Here is a 16,401-nt window from a genome sequence, read left to right as displayed (position 1 = left end):
AAAAAAACGGATTGTGTCCGCGCCGCAACGAACCGGCCCAGCTTGCGTGAAATGCGTCCGCAGCGTCCCGGTCCCGGGCCGTTGCGATCAGGCCGCGAGCAAGGGCGGCGGCCGTCGCGAGACCCAGTTGGTGGCCGCGTCGTAGGCCGCGCCGAGACGCAGGCAGTCCAATTCGCCGTGGTTGCGGCCGACGACCTGGATGCCGGTCGGCAGGCCGCCGGGGCCGAAGCCGGCCGGGACGTTGAGGGCCGGCAGGCCGCTCATGGTCGCCGGGATCACCACCTGCATCCAGCGGTGGTAGGTGTCCATCGCGCGCCCGCCGACCTGCTTCGGCCAGTCGGCTTCGATCGCGAAGGGGAAGACCTGCGCGCTCGGCATCACCAGAAAGTCGAAGCGCTCCATGAAGAGGCGCACGGTCTCGTACCAGGCGGTGCGGGTCTCCTGCGCCATCCGCACCGCGTCGGCGGTGAGCGCCATGCCCTGCTCCACCTCCCAGACGGCCTCCGGCTTGAGCAGGGCCCGGTGCGCCGGGTCCTCGTAGAGCGGATGCAGGGTCGCCGCGTTGGCGCAGGCGCGCAGCAGCACGTAGGCGCGCCACAGCCGCTCCATGTCGAAGGCCGGGACGGCGTGTTCGACGCGGCAGCCGACCACCTCGAAGGCGGACAGTGCGGCGACGCCGAGGTCGAGCACGCCGGGCTCGAAGGGGATCTGGCCGCCGAAGTCGCCGAGCCACGCGATCCGGGTGCCGGAGACGTCGCGCTTCAGGTCCTCGGCGAAGATGCCTGGGTCCTGCGGGATCGAGTACGGCACGCGCGGGTCGGCGCCGGCCTGCACCGACAGCATCAGGCCGATGTCGGCCGGCGAGCGGCCGATCGCGCCGGAGACGCCGAAGCCCGGCGCGAACACGTCCGGCGTCGCGATCGGGATGCGGCCGTAGCAGGTGCGAAGGCCGAACAGGTTGTTGAAGGCCGGCGGGTTGCGCAGGCTGCCGGCGTGGTCGCTGCCGTCGGCCACCGGCTGCATCCGCAAAGCCACCGACACCGCGGCGCCCCCGCTCGAACCGCCGGCGGACTTGCGTTGGTCGTAGGCGTTCGCGGTGGCGCCGTGGACCGGGTTGTAGGTGTGCGAGCCGAGGCCGAATTCCGGGATGTTGGTCTTGCCGGTGAAGACCACGCCGCCGCAGCGAAACCGCCCGGCCATGATCGAGTCGGCCGGCGCGATCCGGTGGCGGAAGATCGGCGAGCCCTGCGAGAACGGCAGGCCGCGTACCGGATCGAAATCCTTCACCGCCAGCGGAAAGCCATGGAGCGGGCTGGCGCTCTCGCCGCGGGCGAGGCGCGCGTCGCGCTCGGCGGCTTCCGCGAGGAGCTGGACCGGGTCCTGAAGCGCGACGATCGCGTTCACCGCTGGGTTGTACCGCGCGATCTGCGCGAGGGTGGCGCGCATGACCTCGACGCAGGACACCGTCCTGGCATGGATCGCGGCCGAGAGCGCCACGGCGCTCATCTCCAGGATGTCGGAGGGGAGGGCTGACGCGGTCATGCGGTCTCCACCGCGCAGGATGGCAAGGGGCAGCACGGCATGTAGGCGCTCAGGTCAGCCGGCGTTCCTGATAGGCGTGGCAGGCGACGCCCTCGATCAGCGCCGGCACTTCGGCGCGGCAGCGGTCGTTGGCGAAGGGGCAGCGCGGGTTGAAGCTGCAACCCGGCGGCGGGTCGATCGGGTTGGGGATCTCGCCGGAGACCGGCGTGCGCTGCCGCCCGGTGAGGCCGATATCGGGCACCGCGTCGAGCAGCATCCGCGTGTAGGGGTGCTTGGGGCGCGTGAACAGCTCGCGCCCGCCGCCGATCTCGACCACGCGGCCGAGATACATCACGCCGATGCGCGTCGCCATGTGGCGCACCACGGCGAGGTTGTGGCTGATGAACAGGTAGGTCAGCCCGAGCCGGTCCTGCAGGTCGCGCATCAGGTTCAGGATCTGCGCCTGCACCGAGACGTCGAGGGCCGAGGTCGGCTCGTCGCCGACGAGGAACTCGGCCTCCGAGGCGAGCGCGCGGGCGATGGCGACGCGCTGGCGCTGGCCGCCGGAGAATTCGTGCGGGTACTTCACCCGGTCGTCGGGATGCAGGCCGACGAGGGTGAGCAATTCGCCGACGCGGGCGGCGATGGCCGCCTCGCCCTGGATCAGGTCGAAGGCGCGGATCGGCTCGGCGACGATCTTGCCCACCCGCCAGCGCGGGTTCATCGAGGCGTAGGGGTCCTGGAACACCATCTGGATGCGCCGTCGCAGCTGGCGGCGGGCCGCGCCTTGCGCCGGATCGGTCATCGAGACGCCGGTGATGCGCACGTCGCCCGCGCTCGGCGGCAGCAGCCCGACCACCATCCGCGCCACGGTCGACTTGCCGGAGCCGGATTCGCCGACGAGGGCGAAGGTCTCGCCGCGCTGGATCGTGAAGCCGACGCCGTCGACCGCCTTCAGCCACTGCTTCGGCTTCCGTTCGATCATCCGGTTGAGCCAGGGCTTCGAGACGTCGAACAGCCGCCGCAGGCCCTCGACCTCGACGTAAGGGGTGGGCCCGCTCATGCCGCCACCTCGTCGCGATCGTAGAGATGGCAGGCGACGCGGTGCTCGCCGACCGGGATCGGGTCGGGCCGCTCCACGCGGCAGCGGGCGAAGACCTTCGGGCAGCGCGGGTTGAAGGCGCAGCCGGGGGGAATCGCCGTCAGGCGCGGCATCGCGCCCGGGATCTGGGCGAGGCGCCCGGTGTCCTGGGTCAGCGTCGGGATCGCGCCCATCAGGCCCTTGGCATAGGGGTGGAGCGGGTCGCCGACGACGGCGCGGACCGGGCCGATCTCGGCGACGCGACCCGAATACATCACCGCGACGCGGTCGGCAGCCTCCGCGATCACGCCCATGTCGTGGGTCACCAGCATCACCGCGGTGCCGTGGTCGCGGCCGAGGCGCTTGAGCAGGGTGATGATCTGCGCCTGCACCGAGACGTCGAGCGCCGTCGTGGGCTCGTCGGCGATGATCAGTTCGGGCTCGGCCGCGAGCGCGAGCGCGATCACCACGCGCTGGCGCATGCCGCCGGAGAACTCGTGCGGGTAGCCGTCGATCCGCCGCTCGGGCGCCGGGATGCCGACCTCGGCGAGGAGGTCGATCGCCCGCGTCCGCGCGGCCTTGGCCGAGAGGTCGGTATGGGTCTGCACGGTCTCGATGATCTGGCGGCCGATGCGGTAGAGCGGGTTGAGGCTCGTCAGCGGGTCCTGGAAGATCATGCCGATGCGCCGGCCGCGGATGCGCCGCATCTTTTCCGGCGGCAGGTTGTCGATGCGCTCGCCCCCGAGCCGGATCTCGCCGCCGGCGATCCGGCCGGGCGGGTCGATCAACCCGATCACCGCAGCGCCGGTGACGGATTTCCCGGCGCCGGACTCGCCGACGACGCCCAAGATTTCGCCCCGCGCGATGTCGAAGGACACGCCGTCGATCGCCTTGAGGACGCCGCGGCGCGTCGCGAACTCGACGCGCAGGTCGCGGACGGAGAGGACTGGCTCTGTCATTGCAGCTTCGGGTTCAGCGCGTCGCGGAGCCAGTCGCCGAGCAGGTTGATCGCCAGCACCAGCCCGGCGAGCGCCAGGCCGGGGAAGGCGACGATCCACCACTCGCCGGAGAACAGGAAGCGGTTGCCGGTGCGGATCAGGGTGCCGAGCGACGGCATGGTCTCGGGGAGGCCGGTGCCGAGGAACGACAGGGTCGCCTCGGTGATGATCGCCAGCGCGAGGTTGATCGTGGCGATGACGAAGACCGGCCCGAGCACGTTCGGCAGGACGTGGCGGACCATGATCACCGGCGAGGACAGGCCGATCAGGCGCCCGGCCTGGACGTAGTCCTTGTTCTTCTCGACCAACACCGAGGAGCGCACGGTGCGGGCGTACTGGACCCAGAACGACAGTCCGATCGAGACCACGATCAGCCCGATCGTCGCGTTGGTGTCGAGCCCGCCGCCGGCCGCGGCCTTGGCGACGCCGTCGACGACGAGGGCGATCAGGATTGCCGGGAAGGTGAGCTGCACGTCGGCGACGCGCATGATGAGCGTGTCGACGAATCCGCCGAAATAGCCCGCGATCAGCCCGAGCGCGACGCCGAGGGTGCCCGAGACGAGGACGCCGAGCAGGCCGACGACGAGCGAGAGGCGCAAGCCGTAGAACACCGCCGAGAGGACGTCGCGCCCCTGGTCGTCGGTGCCCACGAGGAACGGGGATTGGCCGTCGGGACTCCAGATCGGCGGAAGGTTGGAGTTGATCAGGTCGAGTTGCGCTGGATCGTAGGGGTTCTGCGGCGAGATCCACGGGGCGGCGATGGCGAGCGCGAAGAACAGCACCGTGACGGCGAGCGCCGCCATCGCGAGCTTCGAGCGGCGGAAGCTCGCGAACACGTCGGAATCGAGGAACTTGGCCCAGCGCGAAGGCGGCGTCGCGGAAGCGAGGCTCATGCGGTGCGCCCCGCAAGTCGCAGGCGCGGGTCGACGATGGTGTAGAGCACGTCGACGGCGAGGTTGATCGCCACGAAGATCGCCGCAACGAGCAGCAGGTAGGCGGCCATGATCGGGATGTCGACGTTCTGCACCGCCTGCACGAACAGCAGCCCCATGCCCGGCCACTGGAACACCGTCTCGGTGATGATCGAGAAGGCGATCACCGAACCGAGCTGCAGCCCGGCGATGGTGATGACCGGGACCAGCGTGTTCTTCAGCGCGTGCCCGAAATGGATCGCGCGGGTGGTGAGGCCGCGGGCGCGGGCGAAGCGGATGTAGTCGGCGCGCAGCACCTCCAGCATCTCGGCGCGGACGAGGCGCATGATCAGGGTCATCTGGAACAGCCCCAGGGTGATCGCGGGCAGGATCAGGGCGCGAAGCCCCGAGACCGTCAGGAAGCCGGTGGTCCACCAGCCGAGCCGCACCGTGTCGCCGCGACCGAAGGAAGGGAGCCAGCCGAGCGTCACCGAGAACAGGAAGATCAGCAGGATGCCGATCAGGAAGGTCGGCAGGCTGACGCCCGCGAGCGAGACCGCGAGGAACAGCTTGGCCAGCACCGTCTCGCGGTGGAGCGCGCAGTAGACGCCCATGAGGATGCCGACGACGAGCGCGAAGACCGTCGCGCACAAAGCCAGCTCGAGGGTCGCGGGCATCCGCTCCGCCAGCAGGTGCGAGACCGGCTGGCGGAACTGGTACGAGATCCCGAAATCGCCCCGCAGCACGTTGGCGGCGTAGCGGGCCGCCTGCACCGCCGTGGAATCGTCGAGGCCGAGGCTCTTGCGAATCTCGGTGCGCTCGGAGACCGGCGTGTCGACGCCGACGATCTGGTTCACGGGGTCGCCCGCGAACCGGAACATCGAGAAGGCGATCAGCCCGACGACGGCGAGCACCACGACCGATTGCAGAAGGCGGCGGAGGATGAAGGCTAGCATGGGTTCAACCCTCCACGCCCCGCCTCACGGCTGCTTCGATACCCAGTAGAGCAGCAGCAGGTTGTCGGGCCGCTGGGTCAGCGTCACCTTCTTCGAGACGCCCCAGGCCAAGGCCTGCTGGTGCAGCGGGATCACGGCCCAATCCTTCTGCAGGATCTCGAAGCCGTCCATGATCTCCTGGTCGCGCTTGGCCGGGTCGGTCTCGCCCTCGACCTGGTCGGCGATGGCGTCGAGCTTGGTGTTGCAGTAGCCGCCGAGGTTCCAGCCGCCGCGGCTCGACTTCGGATCGGTACGGCAGCCGACCATCTCGTAGAGGATGTTGTGGCTGTCCTGCGAGGAGGGCGTCCAGCCCAGCAGGTAGAACGAGGTGTCGTAGTTCGGCGCCAAAACCTTGGCGAAGTACTTGGCCTTCGGCTGGGCGTTGAGGTTCACCTTGACGCCGACGCGGGCGAGCATCGAGACCACCGCCTGGCAGATCGCCTCGTCGTTGACGTAGCGGTCGTTCGGGCAATCCATCGGCACGGTGAAGCCGTCCGGGTAGCCCGCCTCGGCGAGCAGCGCCTTGGCCTTCTTGGCGTCGGTCGCCGGGCGCTTGAACTCGGCCGAGCGGGCGTAGAGCGAGGGCGCGATCATCAGCGCGCTCGGCGTCGCCTGCCCGCGCATGACGCGCTTGGCGATCGTGTCCTCGTCGATGGCGAGGTACATCGCCTCGCGCACGCGCACGTCCTTGAACGGGTTCTTGCCCTTGACGCTCGAATCCTTGAGCTCGTCTCGGACCTGATCCATCCCGAGGAAGATCGTGCGCAGCTCTGGCCCGGTCATCACCGTGGCGGTGCCGCTGGCGTTGACGCGCTGCTGGTCCTGCAGCGGCACCGGGTCGATCCAGTCGACCTCGCCGCCGATCAGTGCCGCGACGCGGGTCGCGTCGTTCGAGATGGTCGTGAACACCGCCTCGTCGAGGTTCGACTCGACCTTGCCCCAGTAGCCGGGGAACTTCTTGAACACCGTGCGGACGCCGGGCTGATGCTCGGTGATCACGAACGGGCCGGTGCCGTTCTCGTGCAGGGTCGCATAGCTCGGGGCCGACGCGCTGACGGGGGAGGGCGCGACGGCGCCGTTCTTCTCCGCCCAAGCCTTCGACATGATGTACCAGGTCGAGAACTGGTACAGCGCGATCGGGTTCGGCTTCGACAGCACCATGTCGACGGTGTGGTCGTCGACCTTCACGAACTTGGCGTCCGAGGGGATGTTGGTGGTGAAGCTCGATCCCGAAGCGCGCACCCGGTCGGCGGAGAACAGCACGTCGTCGGCGGTGAAGGGCGAGCCGTCGTGAAATTTCACGTTCTTGCGCAGGTGGAAGCGCCAGCGCGTCGGCTCCGGCGTCTCCCAGGATTCGGCCAGGCCGGGGGCGAGGTTCAGGTCTTTGTCGCGGGTGATCAGCGCGTCGTAGACCGCGGCGTGCATGCCGATCGTGAAGCTTTCCTTCAGCGAATACGGGTCCAAGGACTTGATGTCGCCTTGGAAGGCGAAGCGGAAGACGTTCGCGGCCTGAGCCGGCGCCATGCCGAGCGCGATGGCGAGGCTGGTGGCCGCCGCCAACGTCCGGATCCGTGAAATCGACAAACGCAACTCCCTCAAGCGATGGGCATCGGCAGGATCGACCCACTCTGGATGCCTAGGAAAATAGAGCCGGGTCAACCGTCCGTCGTATCATTCCGGGTGATCCGTCATCCGCGCGCCGTCGTCGACGGCGTATGCAGGGATCGCAACCCCCTATGCGGGACTCGTGCCACCGGGTGCGCCGATTCCGTGACGGCGCGAGCGCACGATCCGTGCATGACCTCGGAACCGGTCTCGACTCCTCGCGCGACGTCGGTCAGGGCTGTATTCCGAGCGCCGTCTTCGGCGACGGTGGAGGTTGTCTTGAAGAACATCGTTTTGATGACGGCGGTCGTCGCCGGTCTGTTGGTCGGCACAACATCGGGTGCGCTCGCCAAGCCGTTCGAGCTACCTGATGCCAAGCCGATCGTGACCATCGACCTGCCGAATGCGTGGTCACCTGAGGAGATCGACAAGGGCGCCCAGGCGACGTCGCCGGATGCTTCTATCTACGTCGCCTTCGAGGTCCAGAACCTGAAGAACCTCGAGAACGCCATCGTCGAGGGAGTGAAGTTCTTCGCCGAGAGCGGCGTGAAGATCGATCCGAAGTCGCAGAAGAAGACCGAGGCCAAGGTCAACGGCTTCGACGTGGTCGACCTCGGCTGGGACGGCGTCGACAAGGACGGCCCGACCAAGGTGAGCCTGTCGATCATCATCCTGTCCGAGACCAAGGTCGGCATGCTGTCGTATTGGGGATCGCCCGCCGGCGAGAAGAAGTACGCCTCGCAGCTCAAGGCGATCGCTGAGAGCATCCAGCCGCTCGGCCGGTAGGCCGACAGCGCCCGACGGGACAAGCCTTCGCGGCTGGTCCGGTCAGGCGCCGCCGCAGAGGTGCTGTGAATCGGCGAGCGTCCAGGATTCCTGCGTGCGCAGGTTGGTCGTCGTGTAGACCTTTCCTCGGTCGTCGCCCTCGGGGCATCCCTTCGGAACCGAGACCAGGCAGGTTCTGACCGGGTCGCCGACGCGGGCGTTCGCGACCTCGGGGACGAATTGATAGGACACGCCGTAGACGCCGTTCTTGAGCACCACGCCGGTGCCGTCGTCGGCGTCCTTGCTCTTCGGCCGCACGAGCGTGTCGCCGAAGCGCGTCCCGATCGCGGTGATGACCGTCGTGGCGCACGCGCCGACCCGCTTCGGCATGGTATCGGCGACCGGAGTCGTCTCGGCGATGCCGGGTCCGGCGAGCAGTGCCGCGGTTGCGAGGCCGATGGCGAGGGGCGTGCGCATTCCGGCAGCGTACCGGCCGCGCTCCCGTTGTCCAACGGTCTCGAAATTCTCGGCGTCAGGGCGCGGGCGCGACGACCAGGGGCTCGGTCTCGTCCTCGTCGGCCTCGATTTCGGCATCCGCCTCGGTCTCGTGCCCGGTGAGGCCGCCGGCCTCGGCGAGGCCCTTGGCGGCCTTGCGCAACAGCTTGCGCAGGCGGCGGCGCTCCTTGCCGTCGAAGCCGGAGAGCAATTCCGCCTCGACGGCGTCCCAGATGCCCTCGATCGCCTCGGCCTTGGCCAGCCCTGCCTCGGTGAGGCGCACGCGAACGATGCGCCCGTCTCCGGCTTCCGCCCGGCGCTCCACGAAGCCGAGGGCGGCCAGCCGCGAGATCGTCTTCGATGCGGTCGGCGGACGCACGCGCAACGTGGCCGCGAGGTCGCCCATCGTCATGGTGCCCGACGCCGCCAGCACCTGCACCACCTGCTCCTGGCCGGCGAAGAGATCGAGGGTCGCGAGCCGGTCGCCGATTCGAGCCCGATGCAGCCGCGCGGCCTGGACAAGCGCCCACCCGACGCTCTTGGCGCCCGGCGGCTTGGCTCCGACGCGCTTGGTCTCCGCAGTTTTCGCGCTCGGCGCATCGACGGCGGAAGCCTCGACGATGGGCGCCACCTCGCTGGGGCGGCCCTTCCGCTTGGCTCGCGGCGCGTCGGCGGCGTGCCGCTCGTCCTTCCGGTTCTTCGCCTTGCCGTTCACGGGCAGTCCCGGGTTGTCGATGACCGGCGCGGCTGCCGGTATCTCATCCGCCGCTGACATCCCATACCCCGCACAACACGACCGAACACGCCGAAAGTCCGGCCCCGCGCGGGGGCCGACATCGTTCTCGGTCGGCTGTGCCTCGGGCGTGTGAAGCTGGGATGACGGTGGCGGCGGCGATCCCCCGCTCAGCAGGGCATCAGGCGGCGGAGCTGGTCGAGGATGTCCTCGCCGCTGCACGGGCGGGCGATGAAGTGCGCGCCCTCCGGCATCCGCGCCGGGTCCGGCGCGGCGCGGCCCGAGACGATGAGGATCGGCAGCTTGGGCCGTGCCTCGGCGACCGAGCTGGCGAGGTCGAAGCCGTTGGCCTTGCCGGACAGCTCCACGTCGGTGACGAGGCCGCAGATGTCCGGCCGCGCTTGCAGGATGCTCATCGCCCGCTCGGCCGAGGCGCATTGCACCGTCTCGTAGCCGCCCCCCTCGAGCACGTCGCCGAGGTCCATGATGGTCAGCGCCTCGTCCTCGACGAGCAGGATCACGGGCCGGTCTTCCTGGGGACTCGTCTGCTCGCTCGTCACGATGTGCATCTCCAGCGTTTCGGTCCGGAGGCGCGGCCGGGACGCGCCCCCCGCCGCACCGTCGTTCTCGATGTCCAACGGCAGAGGGGCGTTCCGGTTGCAGTGCGAATCGGGGGTTGCCGACAGGTCGTCAGCCGGCCGTCGTCCCGACCGATCCGGCGACCGCGACCACGGCCTCGATCAGCTGGTCGAGGTCGCCGCGTTCGATGGTCAGGGCCGGCGTCAGGTAGACGATGTCGCCGAACGGGCGGACCCAGACGCCGCGCTCCACGAAGCGCGCCTTGAGGGCGCCGAGGTCCGGCGGCCGGGTGAACTGGACGGCGCCGATCGCGCCGAGCGTGCGCACCTCGGCGATGCCCGGCCGCCCGCGCAACGCTTCGAGGCCGTCGGCGAGGCGGGCGCCGATCGCTTGGGCCTGCTCCAGCCGCGGCTCGCTGGCGAACAGGTCGAGGCTGGCGTTGGCGGCCGCGCAGGCCAGCGGGTTGGCCATGAAGGTCGGTCCGTGCATCAGCGCGGCGCTCGCGTCGTCCGACCAGAACCCGGAGAACACCGCGTGCGTCGCGACCGTGGCGGCGAGCGCCATCGTCCCACCGGTCAGCGCCTTCGACAGGCACAGGATGTCGGGCACGATGCCGGCCTGCTCGCAGGCGAACAGCGTGCCGGTGCGGCCGAAACCGGTGAAGATCTCGTCGAGGATCAGCGGCAGGCCGTGCCGGCGCGCGAGGCGCGCGATCGTCGCCAGCACCTCGGGCGGATGCATCCGCATGCCGCCGGCACCCTGCACCAGCGGCTCGACGATCACCGCGGCGAGCTCGGTGCGGTGGCGCGCCAGGACGCCGTCGAGGGCGGCCGTCTCCGCTTCGGTCCGCGGCAGGTCACAGAAGACCTGGCTCGGCAGGAAGGCGCCGAAGCGGCGATGCATGCCCTCCTCGGGGTCGCAGACCGACATCGCGCCCATGGTGTCGCCGTGGTAGCCGCCGCGGAACGCGAGGATGCGGGTGCGCCCGGCCTCGCCGCGGTTCAGCCAGAGCTGCACCGCCATCTTCAACGCCACCTCGACCGCGACCGAACCGGAATCGGTGAAGAACACGTGGTTCAAATCGCCGGGCAGGAGGGCGGCGAGCCGGCTCGCCAGCCGCTCGGCCGGAGCGTGCGTCAGGCCGCCGAACATCACGTGCGGCATGGTGCCGAGCTGTCCAGCCACCGCGGCGGCGATGTGGGAATGATTGTAGCCGTGCACCGCCGTCCACCATGAGGCGATGCCGTCGACGAGCTCGCGCCCGTTTGCGAGCACGATGCGCGACCCGTGCGTGCGCACCGCCTCCAGCGGCGGCGCCGCTTGCTTCATCTGGGTGTAGGGCCGCCACAGGTGGGCGGCGCTCGGATCGTCCGTCGCCATGCGCCGATCGATGCTGGCCCGCGGCGCGCCGGTCAACCTCCGCGCGCGACTTGACTCACGGCGGCCCCGCGGCGCTTTGAGGCCGCATGTCGAGCCTCGAATCCTTCGCCCGCGACAAGCTCTCCGGCCTGGACGCTGCCGCGCTGCGCCGCCGCCTCGTGCCGACGACCCGCGCCGTCGACGCGATGGCGGAACGCGGCGCGCGCCGCCTGGTCTCGTTCTCGTGCAACGACTACCTCGGCCTGAGCCACGACCCGCGGGTGGTCGCGGCGGCGCAGCAGGCCGTCGCCGCCTACGGCGCCGGCGCCGGCGGATCGCGCCTGGTGACCGGCAACCATCCGCTGCTGATCGCCATCGAGGCCCGGCTCGCCGCGCACAAGGGCACCGAGGCCGCCCTGGTTTTCGGCAGCGGCTACCTCGCCAACCTTGGCATCACCCCGGCGCTGGTCGGCGCGGGCGACCTCATCCTCGTCGACGCGCTCGCCCACGCCTGCATGTGGGGCGGCGCGCGGATCTCGGGGGCGACGACCCTGACGTTCCGCCACAACGACGTCGCCGACCTCGGCCGGCTGCTCGCCGAGCATCGCGCGCGCCATCGCCGGGCGATGATCCTCACCGAGCGGGTGTTCAGCATGGACGGCGACCGTGCGCCGCTCGGCGACATCCTGGGGGTGGCCGAGGCTCATGACGCCTGGACCCTGGTGGACGACGCGCACGGGCTCGGCGTGGTCGAGGGCGGTCCGAAAGCGCCCTTGGAGATGGGCACCCTGTCGAAGTCGCTCGGCTCCTACGGCGGCTATCTCTGCGCCTCGCAGGCCGTGGTCGACCTGCTGACGAGCCGCGCCCGCAGCTTCGTCTACACCACCGGGCTACCGCCGGCCTCCGCGGCGGCCGCCCTCGAAGCCCTGGCGATCCTCGAGGTGGAGCCCGAGCGCGGCGCGAAACCCCTGGCGCTCGCCCGCCGCTTCACCGCACGCCTCGGGCTGCCGGAGGCCGAGAGCGCGGTGGTGCCGGTGATGGTCGGCGCGGCGCAGGATGCGCTGGCGCTCTCCGCGGCGCTCGAAGCGCGCGGTTTCCTCGTCGTGGCGATCCGGCCGCCGACCGTGCCCGACGGCACCGCGCGGCTGCGGGTGGCGTTCTCGGCGGCGCATGACGCGGCGCAGGTCGACGCGCTGGCCGACGCCATCCTCGCCCTGCGGCCGGCCTGACCGGAGCGAGAGCATTTTCGAGCGAGGTGGATGCCGGCTCGCGTGAAGAACATGCACTAGGACGCGAGGGCGGCCTGTCGCGGCGGGGCGCCCCACGGGTCGTCTGCGGCGCTGGCGCGCGAGCGCGCCACGATCTGGCGCGACATCCTGATCGTCTCCCCGAGGCGGTCGATCGATTCGGAGACCGCGGCCTTCAGGAGCGTTGCCCGCAGCATCTCGGCGCGCTGCCCCGCCTGAGAGACGGGAGGGCGGTACCGGCCGTTGCGCGGAGCCTTGTTCAGCATCTCCCGGAACGGCACGTCCATCAGCAGCGCGCCGCCCGCGTCCACGATCTCGAACGCGTAGGGCATCGGGTCGTAGCCGGAGCGTGCGAGGTCCGCCGAGATGTCGAGGATGGCGCGGCAGACGTCGAGGGCGACCGCATCGAGGCCGCTGAACTTCAGTCCGATCTCGTCGCGCTCGAAACCGCCCGGTCCATGAAGATGGCAGTAAAAGTACGGCATTTGCGAAAGTGTGACAGATTTCGCGACCCAGCGCATCCGGTTTGTTTTCGCAGCCGCTAACACAGGTGGTTTGCGCGCACGTGCATAAAGCATACGATGCGCGCCGTCGCGGCCTTGCAACGAAAAACGCCGCGCTCTCGCGCGGCGTCGATCGCAGGAACGTGCGGCGGAAGCTCAGTTGAACAGCGAGCCGACGCCGCCCTGCACGCGGCCGAGGCCCTGGCGCGCGATCGGGTTGTTCGGGTCGATGGTCGAGGCGCGCTGGTAGTTCTCCATCGCCTCCTTCTTCCGGTTCGACTTCTCGTAGGCGAGGCCGCGATAGGCCCAGGAGGTCGCGTCCTTGTTGTCGACGTTGAGCGCGGCGTTGTAGTCCTCGATCGCCTTGTCGTATTTGTTCGTGGCGATCAGGCTCTGGCCGCGGGCGGCGTAGGGCGCGCTGACGAAGGGGTTGCGGTCGATCGCGGCGTCGAAGTCGCCGATGGCGGCGATGTCCTGGCCCTGCTTCTGCCGGACCAGGCCACGGGCGTGATACGCCTCGGCCGATTCGGGCATCAGGCGGATCGCGACGTTGAGGTCGCGCATCGCGCCTTCGAGGTCGCCCTGGGCGCGCAGCACGTTGGCGCGGCCGATATAGGCCGGGCCGTAATTCGGGTCGGAGGCGATCGCCTTGGTGAAATCCTGCAGCGCGGCGTCGTTGCGGCCGGTCTGGCGATAGGCCAGCGCGCGGTTGTTGTAGGCCGAGCCCGAATTCGGGTCGATCTGCACCGCCTTGGTGAAGTCGCCGATCGCGTCGTTGAACTGGCCCGCGCGGGCGTAGGCCGCGCCACGGGTGTTGTAGGCGGCGGCGTCGTTGGGGTTACGCTGCACCACCTCGGTCAGCGAAGCGATGTTGACGTTGGTCGCGCCCGTGGTGTCCGCCTCCAGCACGGCGAATTGCCGCGAGCCGGCAGCGCTTCCCACGGTCTCGCAGCCGGCGAGCCCCACGCTCGCGAGCGCCGCGAGGCCGAGCAGGGCCCGTTGTAACCGCACGCTGTCTGACGTCATCGCCCCATTCCCCTCGGCACGGTGCTCAAGCCTTCAGCACGCCCGAATCTCTGATCCACGCACCCCGAGCGGCGCGGCCGGCGCGCGGCCGGTCCGATCCGGTTGCGTTGGCCCCGGCACGTTCGCGCATCGCGGTGAACGCCCGATTAAGCGCGGGCGACGATCCCGTTGATGCGGGCCGATGTGGCGAACGTATGGCTCGACGCGAAAAGTCGTCGCGAACGTCGAAGCGGGGGGCACGCGAGTCATCCGCTGTGGTGCGGATGCATCGGAGTTCAGGGCTTGAGGCGGGTGACGTGGCCCATCTTGCGGCCGGGCCGGGCCTCGCCCTTGCCGTAGAGGTGGAGGTGCGCGCCGGGCTCGGCCAGCACCGATCGCCAGCCTTCCACCTCGTCGCCGATGAGGTTGCGCATCTCGGCCTTCAATCCGCCCGGGCGGGACGGATCGCCCAGCGGCCAGCCGCAGACCGCGCGCACGTGCTGGGCGAACTGCGAGGTGGTCGCGCCCTCGATCGTCCAGTGCCCGGAATTGTGCACCCGCGGCGCGATCTCGTTCACGACGAGGCGCTCGGCGCCGTCGGCCTCGCGCACCAGGAACATCTCGACGGCGAGCACCCCGACGTAGTCGAGGGCGTCGGCGATCGTCCGGGCGATGCCGAGGGCGGCCTGCGCCGTCTCGGGTGCGATGCCCGGCGCCGGCACGCGGGTGACGGCGAGGATGTGGTCGCGGTGCTCGTTCTCGCACAGGTCGAAGGCGGCGAAGCTCCCGTCGGCGGCCCGCGCCGCGACCACCGAGACTTCCCGCTCGAACGCGACGAAGCCTTCGAGGATCAAAGCCGCGCCGCCGAACTCGGCGAAGATCGCGTTGCGGTCCGATTCGGCCTCCGTCCGGATGATGCGCTGGCCCTTGCCGTCGTAACCGAAGCGGCGGGTCTTCAGCACGGCCGGGCGGCCGATCGCGTCGAGGGCGCGGGCGAAGTCGTCCGGGGTGTCGACCGCGCGGAACGGCGCCGTCGGGATGCCGAGGCGGTTGATGAAGTCCTTCTCCGACAGCCGGTCCTGCGTCGTCGCCAGCGCCGAGGCGCTGGGATGCAGGGCGGCGTGGGCCGCGAGCAGGTCGGCGGTCTCGCGCGGGATGTTCTCGAACTCGTAGGTCACCACGTCGACGCTTTGCGCGAATCGCGTCAGCGCCTCCGCGTCGTCGTAGGCGGCGCAGGTGGTCTTAGCCGCCACGTCGAAGGCCGGGCTGTCGGCATCGGGGCAGTAGATGTGGGCCTTGAGGCCCATGTTGGCCGCGGCCAGCGCGATCATGCGGCCGAGCTGGCCGCCGCCGACGATGCCGAGGGTGCCGCCGGGCGCGATGGTCTTTGGGGTCACGGGGTCTCGGTCTCCGGCCGTTCGGCGACGGATGCGGTCTGGGCCGCGCGCCAGGCGTCCAGGCGCTGGGCCAACGCGTCGTCGGACAGGGCGAGCACGGCGGCGGCGAGCAGCGCGGCGTTCACCGCGCCGGCCCGGCCGATCGCCAGGGTGCCGACGGGAATGCCGGCCGGCATCTGCACGATCGAGAGCAGGCTGTCCTGTCCCGACAACGCCTTCGATTCCACCGGCACGCCGAAGACCGGGAGGCTCGTCATCGCGGCGGCCATGCCCGGCAGGTGCGCCGCGCCGCCCGCGCCCGCGATCACGACCTTGAAGCCGGCAGCCTTGGCGCCCTTGGCGAAGGCCACCAGCCGGTCCGGCGTGCGATGAGCCGAGACGATGCGCGCGTCGTAGGCGACGCCGAGCGCGTCGAGGGTGTCGGCGGCGTTCCGCATGGTCGCCCAGTCGGACTGGCTGCCCATGATGATCGCGACCGCAGGCGACGGCACCATCCGCGTCAAACCCATTTCCTTCGCGGTGCGGGCCGGTCGACCCGTCCTCGCCGCTGGCAAGCTCGCCGCTTACAGGCGCCGATCCGGCGCGGCAAGGCGAGGCGCACCGGCATCCACCGGCATCAGGCGATGATGTCGGGGGTGATCTGGTCCTCGACGAAGGCGATCCTGTCGCGCAGCGTCAGCTTGCGCTTCTTCAGGCGCTGGATCTGCAGCTGGTCGCCGGCGACGTTGCGCTCGAGGGCATCGATCGCGTCGTCGAGGTCGCGATGCTCCTGTTTCAGCCGCGCCAGCTCGACGTCCAGTTCGGATTGCGCATCCGGGACCAACTCAACCGCCATCGCCGCCTTCGAAAACCATCCTGTGCCGGAATCGAGCATGCGTCAGGCACGCCCGAGCGGCAAGCATTCGTGAGGCATAGGCTGAGGATTGCCTTCGACAGCCGGCTCGACATGTGCCAGATTCCCCGCGTCGGAACGATGACAGGAGACACGACTCATGTCGCTGCAGACGCATCTGAGCCAGCTCACCCGGAAGCACGAAGCCCTCGAACGCGAAATCCACCAGGCGACGCTGAGGCCGTCCGAGGACGACCTGCACATCGCCGAGTTGAAGCGGCGCAAACTTCTCCTGAAGGACGAGATCAACCGGCTGCAGGCGGGCGTCGACACGCTGCACTGACGGACCTGTTTCGAAGCACGACACCGAGATCC

18 protein-coding genes are annotated in these 16,401 nt (G+C 70.0%); 3 read left to right on the top strand and 15 right to left on the bottom strand.

The annotated features are described in order from the left end of the window. Positions 1-87 precede the first annotated feature (87 nt). From FV234_RS11240 to FV234_RS11215, 6 genes are read right to left on the bottom strand one after another with little or no spacing between them, the layout of a single operon-like run. Complete coding sequence (locus FV234_RS11240) at positions 88-1,542, bottom strand: amidase (protein WP_147829307.1); 1,455 nt, start codon at positions 1,540-1,542, stop codon at positions 88-90. A 49-nt stretch (positions 1,543-1,591) separates the two neighbouring features. Further along, positions 1,592-2,584 carry an oligopeptide/dipeptide ABC transporter ATP-binding protein gene (locus tag FV234_RS11235; RefSeq protein WP_147829305.1) on the bottom strand — a complete coding sequence of 331 codons (993 nt, stop codon included), beginning with the start codon at positions 2,582-2,584 and terminating at the stop codon, positions 1,592-1,594. After that, the gene (locus tag FV234_RS11230; protein WP_147829303.1) at positions 2,581-3,561 is read right to left on the bottom strand and encodes an ABC transporter ATP-binding protein; all 981 of its coding nucleotides are present in this window, start codon (positions 3,559-3,561) and stop codon (positions 2,581-2,583) included. The genes FV234_RS11235 and FV234_RS11230 overlap by 4 nt, the downstream gene beginning before the upstream one ends. After that, positions 3,558-4,493, bottom strand: coding sequence for an ABC transporter permease (locus FV234_RS11225; protein WP_147764105.1), 936 nt, complete (start codon positions 4,491-4,493; stop codon positions 3,558-3,560). Before FV234_RS11225 ends, FV234_RS11230 begins: the two co-directional genes overlap by 4 nt. Next, a complete protein-coding gene (locus FV234_RS11220; RefSeq protein ID WP_147751111.1) occupies positions 4,490-5,467 on the bottom strand; it encodes an ABC transporter permease in 978 nt (325 codons plus the stop codon). The genes FV234_RS11225 and FV234_RS11220 overlap by 4 nt, the downstream gene beginning before the upstream one ends. Before the next feature lie 24 nt (positions 5,468-5,491). Next, complete coding sequence (locus FV234_RS11215; RefSeq protein WP_147829366.1) at positions 5,492-7,030, bottom strand: ABC transporter substrate-binding protein; 1,539 nt, start codon at positions 7,028-7,030, stop codon at positions 5,492-5,494. A gap of 360 nt (positions 7,031-7,390) precedes the next feature. Here FV234_RS11215 and FV234_RS11210 point away from each other — a divergent pair, with 360 nt between their 5' ends. Continuing rightward, complete coding sequence (locus tag FV234_RS11210; RefSeq protein ID WP_147764104.1) at positions 7,391-7,897, top strand: hypothetical protein; 507 nt, start codon at positions 7,391-7,393, stop codon at positions 7,895-7,897. Between the two features lie 42 nt (positions 7,898-7,939). Here FV234_RS11210 and FV234_RS11205 read toward each other — a convergent pair whose 3' ends face one another. The 4 genes from FV234_RS11205 to FV234_RS11190 form a co-directional block, all read right to left on the bottom strand. Next, positions 7,940-8,353 (bottom strand): hypothetical protein, encoded by a 414-nt coding sequence (locus tag FV234_RS11205; RefSeq protein ID WP_147764103.1) that lies wholly within the window; start codon positions 8,351-8,353, stop codon positions 7,940-7,942. 55 nt (positions 8,354-8,408) lie between these two features. Beyond that, positions 8,409-8,993, bottom strand: a complete 585-nt coding sequence (locus tag FV234_RS11200; protein WP_147829364.1) for a MarR family winged helix-turn-helix transcriptional regulator — start codon at positions 8,991-8,993, stop codon at positions 8,409-8,411. A 281-nt stretch (positions 8,994-9,274) separates the two neighbouring features. Beyond that, on the bottom strand, positions 9,275-9,673 hold the full coding sequence (locus FV234_RS11195) for a response regulator (RefSeq protein ID WP_147751108.1): 399 nt from the start codon (positions 9,671-9,673) through the stop codon (positions 9,275-9,277). A gap of 121 nt (positions 9,674-9,794) precedes the next feature. Next, positions 9,795-11,063, bottom strand: a complete 1,269-nt coding sequence (locus FV234_RS11190; protein WP_147764102.1) for an adenosylmethionine--8-amino-7-oxononanoate transaminase — start codon at positions 11,061-11,063, stop codon at positions 9,795-9,797. A gap of 86 nt (positions 11,064-11,149) precedes the next feature. On the opposite strand from FV234_RS11190, the gene FV234_RS11185 reads away from it, so the two are divergent. Further along, positions 11,150-12,271, top strand: a complete 1,122-nt coding sequence (locus FV234_RS11185; RefSeq protein ID WP_147764101.1) for an aminotransferase class I/II-fold pyridoxal phosphate-dependent enzyme — start codon at positions 11,150-11,152, stop codon at positions 12,269-12,271. A gap of 56 nt (positions 12,272-12,327) precedes the next feature. On the opposite strand, the gene FV234_RS11180 is transcribed toward FV234_RS11185, so the two are convergent. From FV234_RS11180 to FV234_RS11160, 5 genes are all read right to left on the bottom strand, one after another. After that, positions 12,328-12,774, bottom strand: coding sequence for a hypothetical protein (locus FV234_RS11180; RefSeq protein WP_210250878.1), 447 nt, complete (start codon positions 12,772-12,774; stop codon positions 12,328-12,330). A 174-nt stretch (positions 12,775-12,948) separates the two neighbouring features. Continuing rightward, positions 12,949-13,818 carry a tetratricopeptide repeat protein gene (locus tag FV234_RS11175; RefSeq protein ID WP_147764099.1) on the bottom strand — a complete coding sequence of 290 codons (870 nt, stop codon included), beginning with the start codon at positions 13,816-13,818 and terminating at the stop codon, positions 12,949-12,951. A gap of 275 nt (positions 13,819-14,093) precedes the next feature. Beyond that, positions 14,094-15,194, bottom strand: coding sequence for a 5-(carboxyamino)imidazole ribonucleotide synthase (locus FV234_RS11170; RefSeq protein ID WP_147764098.1), 1,101 nt, complete (start codon positions 15,192-15,194; stop codon positions 14,094-14,096). After that, positions 15,191-15,688 carry a 5-(carboxyamino)imidazole ribonucleotide mutase gene (purE, locus tag FV234_RS11165; protein ID WP_147751102.1) on the bottom strand — a complete coding sequence of 166 codons (498 nt, stop codon included), beginning with the start codon at positions 15,686-15,688 and terminating at the stop codon, positions 15,191-15,193. Before purE ends, FV234_RS11170 begins: the two co-directional genes overlap by 4 nt. 122 nt (positions 15,689-15,810) lie before the next feature. Continuing rightward, positions 15,811-16,029, bottom strand: coding sequence for a DUF465 domain-containing protein (locus FV234_RS11160; RefSeq protein WP_147751101.1), 219 nt, complete (start codon positions 16,027-16,029; stop codon positions 15,811-15,813). A 157-nt stretch (positions 16,030-16,186) separates the two neighbouring features. Here FV234_RS11160 and FV234_RS11155 point away from each other — a divergent pair, with 157 nt between their 5' ends. Beyond that, entirely contained in the window at positions 16,187-16,369 is a 183-nt protein-coding gene (locus tag FV234_RS11155) for a DUF465 domain-containing protein (RefSeq protein WP_147751100.1), read from the top strand. The last annotated feature ends 32 nt before the right edge of the window (positions 16,370-16,401 follow it).

The organism is Methylobacterium sp. WL8, assembly GCF_008040045.1.
In the GTDB taxonomy this organism is placed as follows: Bacteria; Pseudomonadota; Alphaproteobacteria; order Rhizobiales; family Beijerinckiaceae; genus Methylobacterium; species Methylobacterium cerastii.
The sequence above is the reverse complement of the archived record's forward strand: the minus strand, read 5'-3'. Positions and strand labels throughout refer to the sequence as shown.